This window comes from Streptomyces sp. NPDC097617, from assembly GCF_044761485.1.
Taxonomy (GTDB): domain Bacteria; phylum Actinomycetota; class Actinomycetes; order Streptomycetales; family Streptomycetaceae; genus Streptomyces.
Genome location: NZ_JBIWCL010000002.1, coordinates 346,379 through 366,769, shown reverse-complemented (window position 1 = coordinate 366,769; position 20,391 = coordinate 346,379). Strand labels below are relative to the sequence as shown.

At 72.8% G+C, this 20,391-nt stretch carries 18 protein-coding genes and 2 pseudogenes; 5 read left to right on the top strand and 15 right to left on the bottom strand.

The features are described 5' to 3' along the window. Positions 1–26 precede the first annotated feature (26 nt). The 5 genes from ACIQZO_RS04980 to ACIQZO_RS04960 form a co-directional block, all read right to left on the bottom strand. Positions 27–1,763, bottom strand: coding sequence for a SulP family inorganic anion transporter (locus ACIQZO_RS04980; RefSeq protein WP_403620892.1), 1,737 nt, complete (start codon positions 1,761–1,763; stop codon positions 27–29). 52 nt (positions 1,764–1,815) lie between these two features. After that, positions 1,816–4,539: a cation-translocating P-type ATPase gene (locus tag ACIQZO_RS04975; RefSeq protein ID WP_403620211.1), complete on the bottom strand. Its 2,724-nt coding sequence runs from the start codon at positions 4,537–4,539 to the stop codon at positions 1,816–1,818. A gap of 63 nt (positions 4,540–4,602) precedes the next feature. Continuing rightward, positions 4,603–5,610 carry a polyphosphate kinase 2 family protein gene (locus tag ACIQZO_RS04970; RefSeq protein WP_403620208.1) on the bottom strand — a complete coding sequence of 336 codons (1,008 nt, stop codon included), beginning with the start codon at positions 5,608–5,610 and terminating at the stop codon, positions 4,603–4,605. After that, positions 5,610–5,933 (bottom strand): three-helix bundle dimerization domain-containing protein, encoded by a 324-nt coding sequence (locus ACIQZO_RS04965; RefSeq protein WP_403620205.1) that lies wholly within the window; start codon positions 5,931–5,933, stop codon positions 5,610–5,612. The genes ACIQZO_RS04970 and ACIQZO_RS04965 overlap by 1 nt, the downstream gene beginning before the upstream one ends. A 122-nt stretch (positions 5,934–6,055) precedes the next feature. Next, positions 6,056–6,595: a MarR family winged helix-turn-helix transcriptional regulator gene (locus ACIQZO_RS04960; protein WP_403620202.1), complete on the bottom strand. Its 540-nt coding sequence runs from the start codon at positions 6,593–6,595 to the stop codon at positions 6,056–6,058. A gap of 142 nt (positions 6,596–6,737) precedes the next feature. Here ACIQZO_RS04960 and ACIQZO_RS04955 point away from each other — a divergent pair, with 142 nt between their 5' ends. Continuing rightward, positions 6,738–7,802 (top strand): alkene reductase, encoded by a 1,065-nt coding sequence (locus ACIQZO_RS04955; RefSeq protein WP_403620199.1) that lies wholly within the window; start codon positions 6,738–6,740, stop codon positions 7,800–7,802. Positions 7,803–7,899: 97 nt separating this feature from the next. Further along, positions 7,900–8,337 carry a DUF2809 domain-containing protein gene (locus tag ACIQZO_RS04950; protein WP_403620196.1) on the top strand — a complete coding sequence of 146 codons (438 nt, stop codon included), beginning with the start codon at positions 7,900–7,902 and terminating at the stop codon, positions 8,335–8,337. A gap of 99 nt (positions 8,338–8,436) precedes the next feature. Here the strand turns inward: ACIQZO_RS04950 and ACIQZO_RS04945 are convergent, their stop codons facing one another. Then, positions 8,437–9,030, bottom strand: a complete 594-nt coding sequence (locus ACIQZO_RS04945; RefSeq protein WP_403620193.1) for a ferredoxin — start codon at positions 9,028–9,030, stop codon at positions 8,437–8,439. 117 nt (positions 9,031–9,147) lie between these two features. Here ACIQZO_RS04945 and ACIQZO_RS04940 point away from each other — a divergent pair, with 117 nt between their 5' ends. Further along, complete coding sequence (locus ACIQZO_RS04940; RefSeq protein ID WP_403620190.1) at positions 9,148–9,930, top strand: IS982 family transposase; 783 nt, start codon at positions 9,148–9,150, stop codon at positions 9,928–9,930. Here ACIQZO_RS04940 and ACIQZO_RS04935 read toward each other — a convergent pair. The 7 genes and pseudogenes from ACIQZO_RS04935 to ACIQZO_RS04905 all read right to left on the bottom strand — a co-directional run bounded on the left by ACIQZO_RS04935 (position 9,917) and on the right by ACIQZO_RS04905 (position 15,232). Further along, positions 9,917–10,204 (bottom strand): hypothetical protein, encoded by a 288-nt coding sequence (locus ACIQZO_RS04935; RefSeq protein WP_403620187.1) that lies wholly within the window; start codon positions 10,202–10,204, stop codon positions 9,917–9,919. The two genes, ACIQZO_RS04940 and ACIQZO_RS04935, sit on opposite strands and share 14 nt — an antisense overlap. A gap of 9 nt (positions 10,205–10,213) precedes the next feature. Continuing rightward, positions 10,214–11,359: an RNA polymerase sigma factor gene (locus ACIQZO_RS04930; protein ID WP_403620889.1), complete on the bottom strand. Its 1,146-nt coding sequence runs from the start codon at positions 11,357–11,359 to the stop codon at positions 10,214–10,216. An 8-nt stretch (positions 11,360–11,367) separates the two neighbouring features. Beyond that, on the bottom strand, positions 11,368–11,775 hold the full coding sequence (locus ACIQZO_RS04925) for a YciI family protein (protein WP_403620184.1): 408 nt from the start codon (positions 11,773–11,775) through the stop codon (positions 11,368–11,370). A 165-nt stretch (positions 11,776–11,940) separates the two neighbouring features. Beyond that, complete coding sequence (gene lysA / locus ACIQZO_RS04920) at positions 11,941–13,275, bottom strand: diaminopimelate decarboxylase (protein WP_403620181.1); 1,335 nt, start codon at positions 13,273–13,275, stop codon at positions 11,941–11,943. A 10-nt stretch (positions 13,276–13,285) separates the two neighbouring features. Continuing rightward, on the bottom strand, positions 13,286–13,630 hold the full coding sequence (locus ACIQZO_RS04915; protein ID WP_403620178.1) for an SAV_915 family protein: 345 nt from the start codon (positions 13,628–13,630) through the stop codon (positions 13,286–13,288). Between the two features lie 399 nt (positions 13,631–14,029). Further along, positions 14,030–14,227: pseudogene (locus ACIQZO_RS04910) on the bottom strand (transposase); the annotation flags it as partial. A 396-nt stretch (positions 14,228–14,623) separates the two neighbouring features. Then, the gene (locus ACIQZO_RS04905; protein ID WP_403620175.1) at positions 14,624–15,232 is read right to left on the bottom strand and encodes a TetR/AcrR family transcriptional regulator; all 609 of its coding nucleotides are present in this window, start codon (positions 15,230–15,232) and stop codon (positions 14,624–14,626) included. 122 nt (positions 15,233–15,354) lie between these two features. Between ACIQZO_RS04905 and ACIQZO_RS04900 the strand changes: the two are divergent. Then, positions 15,355–15,612: pseudogene (locus ACIQZO_RS04900) on the top strand (hypothetical protein); the annotation flags it as partial. 403 nt (positions 15,613–16,015) lie between these two features. Next, positions 16,016–16,624, top strand: a complete 609-nt coding sequence (locus ACIQZO_RS04895) for a response regulator transcription factor (RefSeq protein WP_403620172.1) — start codon at positions 16,016–16,018, stop codon at positions 16,622–16,624. A 28-nt stretch (positions 16,625–16,652) separates the two neighbouring features. Here the strand turns inward: ACIQZO_RS04895 and ACIQZO_RS04890 are convergent, their stop codons facing one another. Both ACIQZO_RS04890 and ACIQZO_RS04885 read right to left on the bottom strand, forming a co-directional pair. After that, complete coding sequence (locus ACIQZO_RS04890) at positions 16,653–18,560, bottom strand: ATP-binding cassette domain-containing protein (RefSeq protein WP_403620169.1); 1,908 nt, start codon at positions 18,558–18,560, stop codon at positions 16,653–16,655. After that, positions 18,557–20,371, bottom strand: coding sequence for an ATP-binding cassette domain-containing protein (locus ACIQZO_RS04885; protein ID WP_403620166.1), 1,815 nt, complete (start codon positions 20,369–20,371; stop codon positions 18,557–18,559). The genes ACIQZO_RS04890 and ACIQZO_RS04885 overlap by 4 nt, the downstream gene beginning before the upstream one ends. Positions 20,372–20,391 lie beyond the last annotated feature (20 nt).

The window sequence follows — 20,391 nt, the reverse complement described above, 5'->3', positions numbered from 1 at the left end:
CATTCGGAAGTAACGGCCCGCGGCGGTCACTTCTCGCCGGTGGGTTGTCCGGGCGGAGGGGGGGAGGTCCACCGCGCTCCGGTGCGCAGCCGGAAGGCGGCGACGGCGGCCTCCACCGTGGGAAAGAAGTGCCGGGGGTCGATGGTCCGGGTGAGTTCGTACCGTTCGATCTTCCGCCGCACGGGGTCCTTGAGCTCGGCGAACACGAGGTGCACGTCCTGCGCGTTGAGCGCCTCGTCGAGCTCTTCCAGGACATCGGCCGCGGTCGTGTCCACATCGGTCATCGGCTCCGCCGCGACCACGATCCAGCTCGGCCGCGGATCGGATGCCGCCAGCCGCTGGACCTCGTCCCGGAAGGTCTTGGCGTTGGCGAAGAAGAGCGGGGCGTCGAACCGGTAGATCACCAGGCCCGGCAGCCGTTCGGCCATCGGGTACGAGCTGACGTCGTGGTAGCCCTCCAGGCCCGGCACCCGCCCCAGCACGGTGTCGTACGGCCACCACGCGCGCCGGAAGACATTGAGGACGGACAGGCCCACGGCGATGGCGATCCCGGGCAGCACGCCCAGCAGGGCCACACCGGCGAAGGCGGCGAAGCACAGCAGGAACTCCGCCCGGCGCTGACGCCACAGCCGGACGGCCCCCGGGATGTCGGCCAGGGACAGGGACGCCGTGATGACCACCGCGGCCAGGGCCGGCTGGGGGAGGTTGCGGAACAGGCCCGGGGCCAGCACGAGCATGAGGACGATGAGGGCCGCCCCGACCACGCCGGTGAGCTGGCTCCTGGCCCCCGCCCGCTCCGCCACCGCGGTCCGTGACCCGCTGGTGCTGACGGGGAAGCCCTGGAAGAGCGCCGCCGCCAGGTTGGCCGCGCCGACGCCCGCCATCTCCTGGTTGCCGCGGACCTCCTGCCCCGTGCGCGCCGCGAAGGCGGACGCGTTGGAGATGGTGTCGGCCAGGGACACCAGGGCGATGCCCAGGGCGCCGCCGAGCAGCGGAGCGAGGTCGGCCGCCCGTACGCCGGGGAACGTGAACGGCGGGAAGCCCTCGGGCAGTACGCCGACCAGGCTGACGCCGTGCGCGCCCAGGTCGAAGGCGGTGGCCGCGGCGATGGCCAGGACCACCATCACGAGCACCGCGGGGATCTTCGGCAGGAGGCGCTGCAGGACCAGGATCAGGGCGATCCCGCCGAGTCCCACGGCGGCGGAGGCCGCTACCGCGGCCCCGTCGGCGAGTTGCCGCACGAGGCCGACGCACTCGCCGATCAGGTTGTCCGCCTCGACCTTGAACCCGAGCAGCTTGGGCAGCTGGCCGATCAGAATGGTCAGGGCCAGGCCGTTCATGTAGCCGATCATCGTCGGTTTGGAGATCAGGTCGGCGATGAAGCCGAGCTTCGCCACCGAGGCCAGGATCATGATGGCCGCCACCATGAGCGCGAGCATCGAGGCCAGCGCGACGGCCCGGTCGGGATCCCCGTCGGCGACCACGAGCGGCAGCACGGTCGCGGCGATCATCGGCCCGAGCGAGGAATCAGGGCCCAGCACCAGGATCCGGGACGGCCCGCAGACCGCGTACCCGAGCAGGCACAGGATCGTTGTGTACAGCCCGGTGATCGCCGGCAGGCCCGCCAGCTCGGCGTACGCCATGCCCTGAGGCACCAGCAGCGTGGTCAGCACGACGCCCGCGACCAGGTCCTTGGGCAGCCACTCCCGCCGGTAGGAGGACACCGCGCGGACACCGGGAACGGAGCGCAGCCGGCTGAGCACCCCGTGGCCGCCGGGCCGGCCGCTCGCGGGCCTGGTCACCGGCCGGCCTTCCTCAGGCGGCCTTCGACCGGCGGGCCACGAGCTTGCCCAGCTCCCATACGAGCAGCAGCGCCAGGGCCGCCAGCAGCGCCCAGCCGAACTGCCGCGCGTCGATCTCGGTCGTCCCGAGGACGCGCTGGAACCCGTCCATTTGGGTCACCAGCACGGACAGTACGAGCTGGGCCAGGGCCACCCAGTTCATCTGCTTGCTGTCGAACGTCGACGTCGTCAGCACGGATTCCGTCTCGCTGCGGCATTCGAACGCCGCGACGATCAGGCAGAGCGAGAAGGCCGTGAAGGCGATCGACTGGCCCGTCGCGACGCTGTCGTAGCGGCTCCGGCCGAGCTGGATCAGCCCGAGCAGGAGGATGGTGATCGCCAGCCCGCCCAGTCCGACCGTGATCAGCACGGGCCGGGTGAGCACCGACTCCCCGCGAGGGCGCGGCCTGCGCCGCATGAGTCCGGCGCTCTCCCGGTCGAAGCCGAGCGCGAAGCCGAAGGAGGCGTTGACGACGAAGTGGATCCACAGCACCTGCGGCGGGGTGAAGGGCTCACCCGCGGCGATGTTGAAGACGGTGGCGCCGAGGAACGTCAGCACGAAGGTGACCAGCAGGAGCAGCACGAACCGGATGTACTTGGTGAGGTTGTCGTAGATCGTCCGGCCCTGCTCCACGGCGTAGACGATGGTCGCGAAGTTGTCGTCGGAGAGGATCATGCGGCCGGCGTTCTTCGCCACGTCCGTGCCGCTGCCCATGGCGATGCCGATGTCGGCGGCCTTGATGGCGGGCGCGTCGTTGACGCCGTCCCCGGTCATCGCCACGACCTCGCCCTTCTTCTTGAGCGTGTTCGCCAGCAGCACCTTGTGCTCGGGTGCGACCCGCCCCACCACACCGATCCCCTCGATACGGGCGAGCTGCTCCTCCTCGCTCATGGCGGCGAAGTCGGAGCCGAGCACCGCCTCGCCGGGGATACCGATCTGCCGGGCGATCGCCGCCCCGGTCGTGACGTCGTCCCCGGTCACCAGGCGGACCCGGATGTGCGCGGCCCGGGCGTCGGCCACGGCCGCCCGGGCCTCCTCGCGGGGCGGGTCGACCATGCCGACGAGACTGGTCATCCGCAGTCCGTTGACGTACCCGAGCAGGTCGCCCTCCGGATCGAAGCCCTCCGGGTCCAGGTCACGCATGGCCGCGGCCATCACCCGGCGGCCCTCGCCGCCCATCCGCTCGCTCTGCTCCTCGGCCCGGCGGAGCAGATCGGCGTCCCAGGGGACGCTCTCGCCCCCGGCGAGCGCGGTGGTGGCCCGCGCCATCACCGCCGGGGCCGCTCCCTTGACGAAGCAGCGCACGACCGGCCGCCCGGCGGCGTCGACCGCGGAGTGGAAGGTGGCCATCAGCTTGTACTCGGGGTCGAACGGGAGGGTGGCGAGCCGCGGAAGGGCGTCCCTGGTGGCATCGGTGTCCAGGCCGGCCTTGTGCGCGAGCACCAGCAGTGCGCCCTCGGTGGGATCGCCAACCACCGCGCCGCCCACCAGCTTGGCGTCGCTGGCCACCACGTACGGCAGGATCGCGTCCTCGATCCCGGCGGCGGACCCGGCGGCGTGGTGGACCTTGCCTTCGAGTCCGTAGCCCGTGCCCGACACGGTGTAGCGGTCGGTGGGGCTCAGCACCTCGACGGCGGTCATCTCGTTCATCGTCAGGGTGCCGGTCTTGTCCGAGTTGATCGCCGAGGTGAACGCCAGCGTCTCCACCGACGGCAGTTCCTTGACGATGGCGTTCCGCTTCGCCAGGTTCAGGCTCCCGACGGACAGGATCGCCTGGGTCACGGTCGGCAGGGCTTCGGGGATCGCCGCGATGGCCAGCGAGACCGCGCTGACGAACAGCACGTCCCAGGCCTGGTCCCGCTGGCGTCCCAGGGCGAACATCACGATCATGGTGAGGCCCGCGGCCGCCGTGATCCACAGGGTCAGCCGGTCGAGCTCCCTGGTCAGCGGCGGCACCTCCCGCTCCGTGGCCGACAGCATTCCGGAGATCTTGCCGAGCTCGGTGTCCGCACCGGTCGCCGTGGTGACCATGACGCCGCTGCCGTGGGTGACCGGGGTGTTCATGAACGCCGTGTTGGTCCGGTCGCCGGGCGACAGCCCGCTGCCCGGCAGCGCGCGGGTCTCCTTCGCGGCGGGCACGCTCTCACCGGTGAGCGCCGACTCGTCGATCTGCAGGGCGCTGGCCTCGACGAGACGCCCGTCCGCCGGCACCTGGTCCCCGGCGGAGATCAGTACCACATCGCCGTCGACGAGCCGTTCGGCGGGGATCTCGGCCTCCCTGCCGTCCCTGCGCACCCGCGCCGTCGTCTTCATCATCGACTTCAGCGCGTTCATGGCGCTCTCGGCCTTGCCCTCCTGGCGCAGGCCCACGACCGCGTTCAGCAGCGTCAGCACGATCAGCAGGATCGCGGTGGTCCACTCCTGGATCGCCAGCGAGACGATCGCCGCGGCTACGAGGACGAGCTGCATGTAGCTGCGGTACTGCGCGAGGAACCGGCGCCAGGCCGGGGTCCGCTGCTCCTCGGGCAGTGCGTTCGGGCCGTGCGCGGCCAGGAGATCGGCGGCCCGCGCCGCGGAGAGGCCGACCGCGGGATCGACACCGAAGGCCGCCACGACCTCCGCGGGGGAGCGCGCGTACCAGCCGTCCCCACCGGCCGCCCGGGGCTGCTGCCCAGAGGAATCCGACCGCACCGCCATGGTTGTGCCTCCGATCCGGGGCCGCGGACGCATCCGGGCCGGCCGCGCGCCGTGCGAGCGTCGCTAGTGACGCTCCTTCTTCGGCTTGCCCTTGTCCTTGCCCCTGCCCCCGTGCCCACCGGGCCGGGCGCCCGACGGATGCCGGGCGGCGTACGGATCGGCCGGCGCACCGGCGGGGGCCTCCCGCTCCAGGTCCCGTTTGACAACGAGGAGGTCCTTGCGCGCATCCTCCGCCACCTCGGGGAACTGCGGATCGATTTCCATCAGGGTGTGCGCGAGGACCGCCGCCGCGCAGATGCGCGCGAACCACTTCCGGTCCGCCGGAACGACGTACCACGGCGCCCACTTCGTACTCGTGGCCGACAGCATCTCGGAGAAGGCGTCCTGGTAGTCGTCCCAGCGGCGTCGCTCCCGGACATCGGCGGCGGAGAACTTCCAGTTCTTCTCCGGCAGGTCGATCCGCTTCAGGAAGCGGGTGCGCTGCTCCTCCTCGGACAGGTTCAGGAAGATCTTCACCATCTTGAACCCGTTGTCCGTGAGATAGCGCTCCCAGCGGTTGATCTCCCGGTAGCGGCGGTCCCAGATGCCCTCGCCGAGCACGTGCTCCGGCAGCTTCTGGCGCAGCAGGACCTCCGGGTGGACCCGTACGACGAGGACCTCCTCGTAGTGCGAGCGGTTGAAGATGGCGATCTCGCCGCGCGAGGGCAGCCGCCGGGCGTAGCGCCACAGGTAGTCGTGGTCGAGTTCCTCGGCGGACGGCACCTTGAAGCTGCTGACCCGGACGCCCTGCGGGTTGACGCCGCTCATCACGTGGCGGATCGTCCCGTCCTTGCCCCCGGCGTCGAGCGCCTGGAGGCAGAGCACCACGCCGTAGGTGTTCTGGGCGGCCAGCCGCTCCTGGTACTCGGCGAGCAGCGACACCCCGGTCCGCAGCAGCTCGACGCCGTCCCGCTTCTTCATGCCGGCCTTGTAGCGGGGATCGAAGTCCCGCGCCAGGTGCACCTTCGATCCCGGTGGGACCCGTAGCGGCTCGATGAAGTCCGCGATGCGTTGCGCTCTGTGGTCCGACATCAGCCCTCGGCCTCCGCGTCGGTACGGGTGGACCCGGTGGGGAAGGCGGTGGCGAGCGCCTTCCGGGACCGGCGTTCGGCCAGGATCGGGACGTAGACCCGGACCCTGGCCTCACGGAAGGAGTCGTAGGCGGCCCGGACCGCGGCTTCGACGGTGGCTCGCTCGACCAGGGGGTAGGCCGCGCTCACCCGTACGACGGTGTCCCGGACGGACGCGAGCTCCTCCGGGGTGGGCGGCGCCCGGTCGGGTGCTCCTGCTCCGCGATCCCCGTGGACCGGGCGGGTCACGGACTGCTGCGCGCCCCGGAGCGTTTCGGATGCCATCTCCCACGACCTTCGGACCGTAGATCCGCACATTCCCGCCATCGAATGTCTCTCGTGTTCATTCTCTGCTCAACCGGACAAGATCGCCCGGACTGGCTCCCCAAATCGCCCGGACAGGCCCCTTAAGCGGTGTCGCACTCGTCTTGAGCGGTGTCGCACTCGCCGCCGCCGCGGGCGGCCTCCGTGCACAGGGAGCCTTCGACCTTGCCCAGGAGCCGGGCCAGCTCGGTGCGTTCGGCGGCGTCCAGGCCGTCCAGCGTCCGGCGTTCGAGCTCGCCCCACGCCCGGCGGACCTCGACCAGGAGCCCGCAGCTGGCATCCGTCGCCTCGACCAGGGAGGCGCGCCGGTCCGAGGGGTCAGGGCGGCGTCGCACATGGCCGGAGTGCTCCAGGCGCTGGAGCATCTTGGTCACGGTCGACGGGTCGAGGCCGACCGCCTTGATCAGCTCGGACTGGCGCACGGCACCGCTGTCCCAGAGGTGCATCATCAGGAACTCCTGCCCCGGGTGCAGCCCCAAGTCCCGCAGGACCCGGCCCGCCGCGATCCGGTGGAGCCGGGCGACCCGGCTGATCGCATGACTCACCGGTCCGTCCAGCACCGCGCTCGGCGCCGCCGCGCACTGCGAGGCGGCGCGCGGCTCCTGTACGGATTCCGCGGTCATGGGAGTGCTCCTCCTGGTCGGTCCGGCAGGTCCGGAGTGGATTCTACCCACCGCCCACATTTTACCTTGGTCGGCCAAGTAATGCGGTACGCTGCCATCCGGAGCCAATCATTGGCCGACCAACTAACTCTGTGAGGCAGACATGACCAGCGCTTTCGAACCGGTCCACATCGCCGGCGCCACCCTCGCCAACCGGATCGCCCTGGCGCCGATGACCCGCAGCCGTGCGGCCGAGGGTGGGATCGCCACCGCCCTCGTTGCCGAGTACTACACCCAGCGCGCATCCGCCGGCCTGATCATCACCGAAGGGATCCAGCCCTCCGTCGTCGGCCAGGGCTACCCCTTCACGCCCGGCCTGCACAGCGCCGAGCAGGTCGCGGCATGGCGCGAGGTCACCGACTCCGTGCACGCGGCGGGCGGCCGGATCTTCGCCCAGCTGATGCACTCCGGCCGCATCGGCCACCCGACCCTGCTGCCCGACGGCCTCGTTCCCGTGGCCCCCTCGGCGGTGGCCGCCCAAGGGCAGCTCTTCACCGGCGAGGGCATGAAGGACTTCGTGACCCCCCACGAGCTGACCGGCACCGAGGTACGAGAGACCCTCGCCGACTTCGCGCAGGCCGCCCGCAACGCGGTGGAGGCCGGCTTCGACGGGGTCGAGCTGCACGGGGCCAACGGATACCTGATCCACCAGTTCCTCGCCCCCGGCTCCAACCAGCGCACCGACGAGTGGGGCGGCCCGGTGGAGAACCGGATCCGCTTCGCGGTGGAGGCGGTCAAGGCCGTGGCCGCCGCGATCGGCGCCGAGCGCACCGCGCTGCGCGTCTCGCCCGGCAACACCTACAACGGCATCTCCGAGCCCGACCCGCAGCCCGCCTACGAGGCCCTGGTCAAGGAGATCGACGGACTCGGCCTGGCCTACCTCCACGTCCTGGAGGCCGGCCCCGAGGCGCGGGAGGCCACCCTCGCCCTGCGCAAGCAGTTCTCCGGACCCTTCGTCCTGAACCCGGCCACCGAAGGCCCCACCGACCACCGCGCCCTCACGCTGATCGAGGACGGCGTCGCCGACCTCCTCGCCTTCGGCGCGCTCTTCCTGGCCAACCCCGACCTGCCCGACCGCCTGAGCACCGAGGGTCCCTACAACACCCCCGACCCCGCCACCTTCTTCGGGGGCGACGCCCGCGGCTACACGGACTACCCGACCCGCTGAAGCGGGCGGTCGGGCGGCCGGGCAGGCGGGCTGGCCGGGCAGGCGGGCCGGCCGGTACGGGTTCGGCCGGTGCCCGGGGCTCCGGCAGGATGACCCCGTGAAGCTCATAGCGGGAAGCCGTGACAGCGCCGCCCGAGCGGCGGCCGCCGTCGCCGCGCTGGTGACCGTGGGCGCGGGGCTGGGCCTGCGGGCCGTGGCCGCCGGCAGCGTGGCGAAGTTCGGCGGGGACGCCCTGTACACCGTCCTGCTGCTGGCCCTCGTCGTCCTTCTCGCGCCCCGGCTGACGCCCCTGCGGGCGGCCGCGACCGCGCTGGCCGCCAGCTGGGCCGTCGAGTTCCTCCAACTCACCCCCGTCCCGGCCGACCTCTCCCGGCACAGCACCGTGGCCCGCCTGGTCCTCGGTTCGACCTTCAACGCACCCGACCTGTTCTGGTACGTGGTCGGCGCCGCGGCCGGCTGGTTCCTCCTGACCGTCCTGCGCCCGTCAGGAGCACGTGAAGAGTCGGCCCCGACAGTCACCCCCGCGGCCCCCTGACCCGGAAAGAGCGGATCAGGACCCGGCGGGACAGGTGTCCCGCCGGGCCCTGGCCTCGCAGCGTGGTGACTAGACGAGTAGATCCGAATGCCCGCGCGGTTACAGCTTGGGCAGAGCCTGGGTGGGACCCGGCGAGTGGCGTTGTTCGAGCCAGTAGAGATAGATCCGCAAGTCGGCTTCGAGTTCGCCTTCGAGGTAGGCGAGGAGGTCGTTCAATCCTGCGGCCGCTTCTTGATAGTGCTCATCCGAGTGGGCTGACCAGGCAGCCTTGAGGGCGGTGGCCCATTCGCGCAGACGGGCTCGTTCGCGCCACCAGGTGCGGACGGAGTCAGCGGTCCAGTGCTGGTCTCCGTCCCAGCCGTAGCCGCTGAGAGGGTCGGTCCAGGCGGCGAAGAGCAGACGATCGACCTCGACGGCGTTCCTGGGCTGGCGGTAGACGAACTCCTGACCTGTCGCATCGTCGTAGAGGACGTGATCGGGTGCCGCCATCCGGCCGGTCCAGCAGGTGTCGGTGTCGGCCCCGTAGAACGGCCCGGGCACATTGCGCCAGTTCCGCTCCACCCAACGGCCCGTCAGGTACGTCTCGGGATCCGGCAATGCCAGGACCAGGTTAGGCACCGCTTCGGGCACCGGAGTGTCGGCAGCACTCCGGGCAGCCGGGAGCGGATCCCAGTATCCAGCTTGGTCGTTCATGCCCGCCCCTTGCTTGTCCCTGCGTTCGCCTGCGAGAACGTGGCGAGGATGTCCAGGATCGGCGTTGCTGAGCAACGTTGACCAGGAGGCCACGTGCACGCTGATCTGGACACCCTCGTGACCGCACTTTATGTCAAGGTCGACGACGAGATCGGGGGAACTCGAAGCCTCGGCAGACCGCCGTTGCTGAGTGACTCTGAACTCGTCTGCCTTGCCGTGGCCCAGGCCCTGCTGGGGTTTCACTCGGAGTCCCGCTGGCTGCGCTATGCGAACAAGCACCTGTCCGGCATGTTCCCGTACCTGCCACAGCGCGCGGGCTACAACAAGCGGCTCCGCTCCGCGCTCGGGCTGGTCAAGCGCCTGATCCGGGAGCTGGCAATGGACAGCGACTTCTGGTTCGACAACCACTGGATCACCGACTCAACTCCGGTGCCGTGCGGCATGTCGCGCCCGACCGTACAGCGGTCCAACCTGGCGGGCTGGGCCGGCTACGGCTACTGCGCCTCCCACTTTCGGTTCTTCTGGGGCCTGCGGCTGTACCTGGTCTGCACCCCGACCGGGATGCCGATCATGTGGGCGCTGGCCAACCCGAAGGTCGGCGAGCACGAGGTCCTGGCCGCGATGCTGGAGGTCGACGCCGACCTGGTCGCCGAGCGCGACGGCATCGTGCTGATCTCTGACAAGGGCTTCGCGTCCAAGCCGTTCGAGAAGTACCTGGCCGAGCAGGGCATCGAGCTGCTGCGGCCCTCGCGCAAGCGGGAGAAACAACGGCACGGCGAGCCGATGCTCAAGAAGGTCCGCCAGCTCATCGAATCGGTCAACGACACCCTCAAAGGCCAACTCGACCTGGAGCAACACGGCGGGCGGACCTTCGAGGGCGTCGCGATTAAGCGGCCGTAGGAGGGGCCGCCGACGGCGCGCAGCTCGCTCTCGCCGTCCGGCCACCGATCCGGCCAGTAGGCGGCTGCGGCCTCGCCCGGCTCCAGGCCGAGCCACAGCCGCCGTCCTCGGCGAGGCGGCCGGTCTCCTCGAGCCGGGACAGGTGCGAGCCGTCGGCGGTCACCAGGCCCTCGAGCCGGCGGACGCGCACCGCGAGCTGGGAGACGATGAGGCCGACGATCAGGAGGAGCACGGCCGTCCTGACGTCCGAGTACGACCGGCAGGGAGGGGTCAAGGGGGAATGTCATGGGGAGCGGCGGGTGTTGAGACGGGCCGCCCGGCGCGTCAGGTGATCGCGTTCGGCCAGGTCGGGAGCCTTCCGGGCCGCCTCGGCGTACAGCCGGGCCGCCGTCGCCAGGTCGCCGTCGCGCTCGTGGAGGTACGCCGCCGCCGCGGTGTGGCGGGGCACGGTGGCGTCCAGCGCCGCGAGCGCCGCCAGCCCGGCCCGCGGCCCGTCGGCCTCACCGACGGCCACCGCCCGGTTGAGCCGGACGACCGGGCTGTCGGTCAGCCGTGTGAGCTCGTCGTACCACTCGACGATCTGCACCCAGTCGGTCTGCTCGGCGGTGGGCGCGTCGGCGTGGAGCGCCGCGATCGCGGCCTGGGCCTGGAACTCGCCCAGCCGGTCGCGGGCGAGCGCCGCCTGCAGGATCCCGATGCCCTCGGTGATCGACGCCGTGTCCCAGCGACCCCGGTCCTGCTCCGCGAGCGGCACCAGAGCGCCGTCGGGCGCCCTGCGGGAGGCCCGCCGGGCATGGTGGAGCAGCATCAGGGCGAGCAGCCCCGCCACCTCGGGGTGGTCGATCGCGGCCGCCAGCTGCCGGGTGAGCCGGATCGCCTCGGCGGCGAGGTCGACGTCGCCCGAGTAGCCCTCGTTGAAGACCAGGTAGAGGACGCGCAGCACGGTGGCGACATCTCCCGGGCGCTCGAACCGCACGCCGGAGACGGTGCGCTTGGCGCGGCTGATGCGCTGCGCCATCGTCGCCTCGGGCACCAGGTAGGCCTGCGCGATCTGCCGGGTGGTGAGCCCGCCGACGGCGCGCAGCGTGAGCGCGACCGCCGACGACGCAGTCAGCGAGGGGTGGGCGCACAGGAAGTAGAGCTGGAGCGTGTCGTCCACCGCGGACGCGGGTCCGGGCGTCGGCTCCTCCTCGACGAGGTCCTCGCGCCGGCGCCGGGCGGTCTCCGCCCGGGTGGCGTCCAGGTACTTGCGCCAGGCCACGGTGACCAGCCAGCCCTTCGGCTCCCGCGGAGGATCGGCGGGCCAGGCGCGGACCGCCTCGATCAGCGCCTCCTGCACGGCGTCCTCGGCCGCCGCGAAGTCGGCTCCGCGGCGGACGAGGACTCCGAGCACACCGGGCGTGAGGCTCCGCAGGAGCGCCTCGTCCATGGAGGAGGTCACTCGGTGATGGTGGGGTGCGAGCCCAGGAACGGACGCAGTTCGAGCCACTCGTGGATCGGCTTCCCGCCCGCCCCCGGCGCGGCCGACAGCTCTCCGGCCAGCTCGACGGCGCGTTCGTAGCTGTCCACGTCGATCACCATCCAGCCGGCGATCAGGTCCTTGGTCTCCGCGAACGGACCGTCGGTGACCGGCGGGCGCCCCTCACCGTCGTACCGGACGAACGTCCCCTCGGGGGCGAGGGCCTGGCCGTCGACGAACTCGCCGGTCCCCTCGAGCCGGGCCGCGAAGTCGTTCATGTACTGGATGTGCGCCGAGATCTCCTCCGGCGTCCACCGGTCCATCGGCACGTCGTTGACCGCCGCGGGGGCGCCACGGTAGTGCTTGAGCAGCAGGTACTTGGCCATGGTGGATCTCCTCGGAGCCGGAGCGACCATTGTGGTCGCCTTCACCCCTGGGACGGAGCCGGCCACGGGTTCTCGACATCACCGCCCGAAGTTTTTTTGACCCGCCCGCCCGCCCGCCCGCCCGCCGCCCGCCAGCCCGGCCGAGCACCGCACGACACGGCCGACCTACCCCCCGATGTCCCGGCTGCGGAAGTCCGCCAGGGTCTCGCGCCGCAGGAGCAGGCGGGCCCTGCCTTCGTGCACCGCGACGACCGGCGGGCGGCCGACCATGTTGTAGCCGGAGGCCATGGACACCTGGTACGCGCCCGCCACCGGTACGGCGAGCAGGTCGCCGGGGTGGACGTCCCCGGGCAGTTCCACACCGGCGGCCAGGATGTCGCCCGCCTCGCAGTGCCTGCCGACCACCGTCGCGACGCACGGCGCCGTGGCCGAGCGCCGGCCGACGAGGCGGGGCGCGTACCGGACCCCGTACAGGGCCGGCCGGGGGTTGTCGCTCATGCCCCCGTCCACGGCGACGAACACGCGCTCGCCCGTGCGCTTCACGGCGAGGACCCGGTACAGCGCCACCCCGGCCGGCCCGGCGACCGCCCTGCCGGGCTCGATCGCGAGCCGGGGGACGGCCAGTCCCGCCGCCGCGCAGCTCTCGACCAGGTCGCTGCGGAGTCTGCGGGCGAGGGAGGTCAGGTCCAGCGCGGGATCCCCGGGGCGGTAGGCGATGCCGTGGCCGCCGCCCATGTCCAGCTCGGGCAGGACGATGCCGTGGGTGTCGCGGATGCGCGCCATCAGCCCCACCATGCGCCGTACGGCGGCGACGTACGGCTTGACCTCGGTGATCTGGGAGCCGATGTGGCAGTGGAGGCCGGTCAGTTCGAGCTGCGACTGGCCCAGGACGCGGGCGATGGCGTGTTGGGCGGAGCCGTCGGACAGGGCCAGACCGAACTTCTGGTCGTCGGTGCCGGTACGGATCTTCTCGTGGCCGCCGGCCAGGACCCCCGGCACCACCCGGACCAGCACCTTCTGCGAGCCGCTCGTGCCCACGGCCGCGGCCAGCCGGGCGATCTCGGACGGGCTGTCGATGACGATCCGGCCCACGCCGAGCCGCAGCGCGGCCTCGATGTCGTGCGGGGACTTCGCGTTTCCGTGCAGGACTGCGCGGTCCGCGGGGAAGCCCGCGGTGACGGCGAGTTCGAGCTCGCCGGCCGAGCAGACGTCCAGGCCGAGGCCCTCCTCGTCGACCCAGCGGACCATGGCCCGGGACAGGAAGGCCTTGGCGGCGTACAGCACGTCGGCGTCGGGGAAGGCCTCACGGTACGTCCGGCAGCGGGCCCGAACCTCGCCCTCGTCCAGCACGTACACCGGAGTGTCGAAGCGGTCGGCGATCTCGGCGAGCGAGACCCCGCCGACGGCGAGCCCGCCGTGCGGCAGGCAGTGGGCGGAGGCCGGCCAGACGGACAGGTCGCCCGGGCCCGCGGCGACCTCGGACAGAGCGGCAGGGGTCATGGAGTCCCCCTCAGGCGGCACGGACCGGGAACCGGTCCGGCCGGTGGGTCGTCGCGGTGGCCGCGGGAGCCGACAGCGTCGGATCGACGGTGATCAGTTCCGCGCCGAGCGGCCCGCACAGCTCCCGCAGCAGGGACTCGGACAGCCGGATGTACGCCTGGCCCTCGCCGAGGGTCGCGGCCAGCCGCTCCGGGCAGGTGAAACCGACGGCCGTGCGCACGCCCAGCGGAGTGCGGAACAGCCGGATCACCGTCCCCGCCCCGCCCCCGGTTCCCGGCCGGACGGGCACGTACAGCAGGCCGGCCGGGGTCGGTTCCTCGGGCTCGGGGTCGTCTTCGTACTGGAACAGACACATGGGGCTCTCCCTGGGGAACCGCGAACGATGGGTGAGCCCCGGGTGCGGGGAGGCAGTCCGGGGCACGTGATCGAAGCTATCCCCGCTCCCGAGCCTTCCGTGGGGTGTCCTGACGCCGCTTTGACGGACATGGGCCGACTCCATACGCATCGCTGACGGCGGTCGGGCCGTGGCGGAACAAGAGGGGCGGGCGGGCGACGGTGCGAGCACGCGTGGTGGCGGGTACGTGCGGATCCCTCGGGAGCCTGACGGCATTGCACCGGGCGGCCGCCGAGGCCCGGGCGCGGGACGCGGAGCTGTGGGTCGTACTGGCCCGGCGGCCCCCGCTCGGCGGACCCGGTACCCGGGACTCCGTCGGCGGCACGGGCTGCCGCGCCCCGCTGCTGCGCGCCCTGCGCCCGTTCTTCCCACGCGGGCCCCCTGGGCCATCAGGCCTTCCAGCAGGGCAGTGAAGTCAACGGCGTCCCGCCGGACGCGAAAGCGTCCGCAGGCAGTGGCCCAGAGACCGAACTCGGCAGGCATCTCCCGCCACTGGCCACTGGACCGGAACCGCCAGATCACACCCTCGAACTGTTCCCGCAACCGCTCCGGATACGGGGTTCACACCTGGCCGAGAGGGTCTCAAGAAGGCGTTTTGCCTGTTCTGGGAGGCCCCACCCGGCACCCGCGAGATCGAAGAACAGATCGCGGAGGGCGACAAAGTCGTGACCCGTCCGACGGCCCGAGGCGTACACGAGAGGGATCTCCCTGGCATCCCTGCCCGCACGGCCGCCTCCAGGGCCTGCGCCATCTCCGACCACTCCGGCGCCCACACACCGCACCACGGCCCGCATCACGTCAACGGCGAGCGCCGCGACCACCCAGCCCGCCACCCGGCGACCCGTCGACCGCCGACGACCCGGGGCCGGGCAGGGTGTTCCTGTCCGGCCCCACTGCTCAGGCGGGCGGTCACCGAGCCCACCACGATGCGCCCTGAGGCGACCGGTTGCTAGTTCACGCCTTTGCGTCGACCGCTTCCACCAGCGTGACCATGACCTCGACTGCCTCGTCGTCCGTGAGCCCTTGCTCCCGGTACAGAGAGCGCCTCGTCGAGAACGCAGTGGCATGCCCGATCACCGCCCGACGGAGCGGGGCGTCGGCCTCAGGCCAGGCACCGGCCAGCACCTCGACGTGCTTTCGACTCATCTCCTCTCGGGCCTCGCGGATCGACTTGGGCACGGCGTGCTGGTCGCGGATGACGAGCGTCAGCATCTGCTCGCCCGCGAGATAGAAGCGGTAGAGGTCGGCGAGCCCGGCCGTCAGCCGCTCGACGGGACTCTCGAACGCACTCCACCTTTCGGGCCGGGGCAGCTTCTGCCGCGACAGCCAGTGCCCCGAACACGCCTCGAACAGGGCGTTCTCATCCGGGAAATGCCGGTACACGGTCAGCCGGGTGACGCCGGCACGGTCGGCGATCGCTGCGATGCTCGTCGACGCCGGGCCGGCGGTGCCGTGCAGGTGCACCGCGGCTTCGATGATGCGCTGCCGCGTCCGGCGCACATCCTCGGCGCGTTTGCGCATCTCATAGCCGCGCGGTGTCGTCGAACGCTGCTGATCGGGCATTGGTGCCGCCGCACCTGCACACCGGTGCTCGCCGCCAAGTACGGGCTCATGTTCGGGCGGCCCGCCTGGCTGCCCGACGTCATCTCCAGGTTCGGCCTGACGCCCCCGCCCGGCTGCTGACCGAGCGGGACCAGGCCGCCAACCGCAAGATGAAGGGCGCACGAGGCGGCCGGCCCGTCAGCCGCGACACCAGCCTCTACAAAGAACGGAACACGGTCGAGCTCCTGATCAACAAGCTGGAAGCCTGGCGCGGCATCGCCACCCGATACGACAAGACCCCGGACAGCTTCCTCGCCGGCCTCCACCTCCACGCCGCAATGATCTGGATCGATGACCTGATCAAGACCACCGAATTGACCACGACCTCATACAGGCCCTAGAAACGGCTCGCCCGGTGGCGGGCGCGGTGGCTGCGGCCGCGGTGGACGAGCAGCAGGGCCAGCACCATGGGTGCGATCAGCAGGGCCATCGTGGTCATGGGAGTGCACTCCTCTCCTCGTGGTCCGTTGCTCTTACGCGTGTGGCCACTGAGGCGCATCCGAAACCCCCGATCCGCCCGATGCGCACGGAATCAGCCCATCCGGATATCTGTGTACGGCGGGGTTCCGCGGAGTTTCCCGGATACCTGCCGAGGTGGGAGGGCCGCATGCCGACCACGGGTGGCACGGGAGGAGCGCCGGGGTCAGGCCACGCACCCCCGCACGCCTCCCGCGGACACGTTCCCCCACGGTGGTAGCTGGGCAGCCGCTTGATGCTGATCGACCGTCACGTGAGGGGAACCCGATGACCAAGGTCCTGGTGCTGCACAGCGTGTGTCTCGTGAGGTCCGCCCTGGCCGCGCTGCTGAGATCCGAAGGCGATTTCGATGTCACCTCCTCCGGCTGGCGGGCCGCGGCACGCCAGGCGGAGTTCTTACGGCCTGACGTGGCAGTCGCGGACCTCGACTGTCCGGGGGTCTCGGCCGCCCTCCTCTCGGACTCCGGAGGCGCCCGCCTGCTGCCCGACTCGTCCGCGGCCCTGCTGGTGCTCGCCCGGGCCGACACGCCGGGCTCGCTGCGGCGGGCTTTCCGCACCCAGGCGCTCGGCTACGTCGACAAGGACGGCTCGCCCGCCCGGCTGGTCCGGGCCATCGGCAAGGTCGCCGCGGGAGAGCGCTTCATCGACGCCACGCTGGCCTCGGCCTTCATGGAGGCCGATCCCATGCCGCTCAGCCCGCGCGAGCTGAGCGTCCTGGCGCGGGCCGCCGAGGGCGACTCGATCGCGGAGATCGCCCGCGCCCTGCACCTCGCCAGCGGAACCGTACGCAACTACATGGCCGCCGTGACCCGGAAGACCGGCGCCCGAAACCGGATCGACGCCATCCGGATATCCCGGCGGGCCGGCTGGGTCTGAGCCCCGGCCGGGGCTCCCGGATCCCGCCTCACTCGGACGCGTTCCACACACCCACCAGATCCCGGTACAGGGGCGACCTGGCCGGGAGTTCCGCATGCGTGCCGCACACCGCCCGGGTCCCGTCGAGTACGAGGACCCGGTCGGCCCTGGCGGCGGAGGAAATGCGGTGGGCGACCACCACCAGCGTGCCGGGGCGCTCCGCGAGCGCCCGCTCGGCGCGCCCCTCGGCCCGGGGATCGAGGTGGCAGGTGGCCTCGTCCAGCAGCAGCAGGAGGGCGGGGGAGAGGTAGGCGGAGGTGAGGGCGAGCAGCTGGCGCTCGCCCGGGGAGAGCCGGCCCGGGTCGAGGGGCGCGTCCGGTCCGCCGAGCCGGGCCACGAGCGCGTCGGCGCCGAGGGCGGCCACGGCCCGCTCCACCTCGCTTCCCGACACCGGGCCGGGGCACAGGTGGGTGAGGTTCTCACGGACCGTGCCCGTGAACACGTACGCCTGCTGGGGCAGCAGCGTCCGGCGGATGTCGGGACCATGGCCCGGGAGGCCGCGGGCGGGCGCGCCCGCCACCCGAACGGTGCCCCGGCCGGGCGGCAGCAGGCCGGCGATCAGAGCGGTGAGGGTGGACTTTCCGATCCCGCTCGGCCCCACCACGGCCAGGTGCTCGCCCGGCCGGACCACCAGGTCGAGGCCGTCGATCACCGGGTGCGCGCGGGGACCGTAGGCGAAGCGGACGCCCTGCAGTTCGACGGCGGGTGCGGGCTGCGCGGGGACCGAGGCCGCCCGCGCGCAGGCTCCGCCCTGTCCTGGTTCCGTCCCCGACCCCGTCCCCGTCCCCGACCCCGTCCCCGTCCCCGACCCCGTCCCCGTCCCCGACCCCGTCCCCGTCCCCGACCCCGTCCCCGTCCCCGACCCCGTCCTCGGGCCCGCTCGCGTCCCCGTCCCCGGCCCCGGCGAATCCGGTCCCGTCGGCGCCGGTTTCGGTTCCGGACCGCAGAACCGGTCCAGCACCACCAGCAGCCGGGTGCCCGCCGCGCCCACGGCCGTCATCAGCGCCGCCAGGGCGGGGAGCAGGGACTGCACCAGGTAGGTGAGGGCCCCCGCCACCGCCCCCGCGCTCACCCCGCGCCCGAGCAGCCAGGGTGTCGCGGCCAGCAGGACGACGACCGGAAGCCGGCCCGCGACGCCCAGAGCCAGCGTGCGCAGGGCGGTCCACCGCGCGAGGCGCCCGGTCAGCCGTTCCTGTTCGGCGATCAGCAATTCCACCCGGGCTCCGGCGCTCGCCCCGCCCCCACACGCGATGATGTCGCGCAGGCCGGCCGCCAGTTCGCCGGTGCGCGCGGCGAGCGCCTCGTCGGTGTCCAGCGCCGCACGCTGCACACGTGCCATCGGGCGCAGCGTGGCCACGAAGGCGACCGTGCCCACGAGCAGCGCGGGCACCACGAGGATCAGCAGGACGGGAGCCAGCGCGGCCAGTCCGAGCAGCGCGCCCAGCGCGGTGAAGACGAACGACCGGGCGATCAGGACCAGTCCGGCGAAGGAGTCCCGGGCCATCTCGGTCTGCTGGGTGAGCCGGGAGACCGCACCCGCGTCACCGGCCCGCCCGGGATCGGCGACGGCCCGCCCGATCGCCTGGCGCACGGTGCGCCGCACGAGACCGTCCCGCAGCGGTTCGACCAGGTCCGCGAGCCCGCCGAACACCCCGCGCAGGGCGAGGGCGCCGAGCAGGGCGCCCGCACCGGCCACCGCCAGCCAGCCGATGCCGGTGGCGGTGCGGCCGGCCAGGAAGCCGTCGTCGAGGGCGCGGGCCACCGCGTAACCGCCGAGGAAGGTGTGCGCGGACTCCAGCAGGGACCAGAGCGCGAGCCGGCGAAGCGACCGGGGGTGCCCGCGCAGGAAGCGGCGGCCCTCGCGGGACACCCGGCGCAAGGTCCCGTCCCCGCTCATCGGACCGCCTCCCGGCCGGGCGGCTCCGCGACCGTCTGCGCGGCCGCCTCGGCAACGACTTCCGCGACCGGCCCACCGGCCGACCCCGTCACCTCGCCGAACACCGCCCGGTAGCCGGGGTCCCGCCACAGCTCCGCGTGCGGAGCGGTCGCCCGGACCCGCCCCGCGTCGAGCCATACGACGAGGTCGGCGCGGGCGGCCGAGGAGACGCGGTGGGCGACGACGAGGCGGGTGCCCGGCCGGACGTCGCGGGCCAGGGCCCGCTCCACCTCCCGGGCGGTGACGGTGTCCAGGCTCGACATCGCGTCGTCCAGCACGAGCAGTCGCCCGGCCCGGCAGAACGCCCGCGCCAGTCCCAGGCGTTGGAGCTCCCCGCCGGACATCGGCGCGTCCGCGAGCGCCGTGTCGTACCCCTCGGGCAGGCGGCGGACGAAGGCGTCCGCCCCGGCCGCCCGCGCGGCGGCGCGCACGGCCTCCGGGCCCGGAGCCGGTCCGCCGCCGAACGCGAGGGCGTCCGCGACGCCCTCCCCGAACAGGGCCGGCCGTTCGAAGGCGTGGCCGACCTCGCGGCGCAGCTCCTCGCCCGACAGCTCGTCCAGCGGCACGCCGTCGAGCAGGACCCGGCCCCCGTCGCACGCGGTGAGCCGCCCCGCCACGGCGGCCAGCGTCGTCTTGCCGGAACCCGAGCGGCCGACGACGGCGACCGTCAGCCCGCCGGGGATCCGCAGGTCCACATCGCGCAGCAGCACCGCGCCCGCGCGTACGACCCGTACCCCTTGCAGCTCCAGCGTCCCCGACCCGCCCTCGGGCAACCGGCGCTCTCCCTGCGGGAGTTCGGGCAGGTCGAAGAGGGCCGCCGTCCGGCGGGCGGCGGCCCGGCCGCGCACCACGGCCGCCAGCCGCCCCGTGACGGCGCCGACCCCGGCCGCGAGGCCCGCGTAGCGGACCGCGGCCAGAAGTCCTCCGACGCCGAGCGCCCCCTCCGCGAGGCGGACCCCGCCCACGCCGAGGACGACGTACAGCAGCAGGGGCATCAGGGCACTCGTCCGTGCCATGGTCGCGCCGTAGATCCGCCACGTCCGCCGCCCCTCGGCGCCGAGCTCCGGCAACCGGTCCAGTACGCGTGCCTGTTCGCGCTCGGCGGTGCCGGCGGCGGCGATGGTACGGGCGCCCCCGAGGGCCTCCACGAGGCGGCCGGCCATCGCGAGCTGCACCTCCTGGTAGCGGCCGACGCTGGCGCCCGAGTCTCGGGCGAACGTCCTCAACAGCAGTGCGAGCACGGGGAGTCCGGCGAGGAAGGCCAGCGCGGTCCATACGTCGACCAGGATCAGCGCCACGAGTCCGCCGAGCGGGGCGAGCAGGGCCACGGCCGCGCTCACGACGGCCGCCGGTACGGCGCCGGCGGTGGTGGCCTGCGCGGTCAGCCGGGCGGAGGTGTCCCCGGGGGAAAGGCGGGCCGCCTGGTGCGGGGCCGTGCGCAGCAGCCGGGACAGTCCCAGGCGCCGCAACCGGGCGGTGGAGCGGGCGTCGACACCGCCGGTGAGCCGGGCCGTCATCGCGTCGAGCAGCACCTCGGCGGCGATCACCACCGCGCACCACACGGTCCAGCGGGTACCGGCGGGGTCCTGCCGCAGCAGCAGGTCGAGGGTGTGGCCGAGGACCGCCGGTTCGGCCAGGGCCGCGCCGGAGGCGGCCACCGAGCAGACGGAGACGGCGGTGAGGCGGCCGGCGCTGTGCCGCGCGGCCGCCCGCAGGGCCCGGTCGGCGCCGCGGGCGGCCGCCGCCTCACCGGTGGGGTCGGGCGCAGTCATGGGCGCGGGCTCCAGGGTGT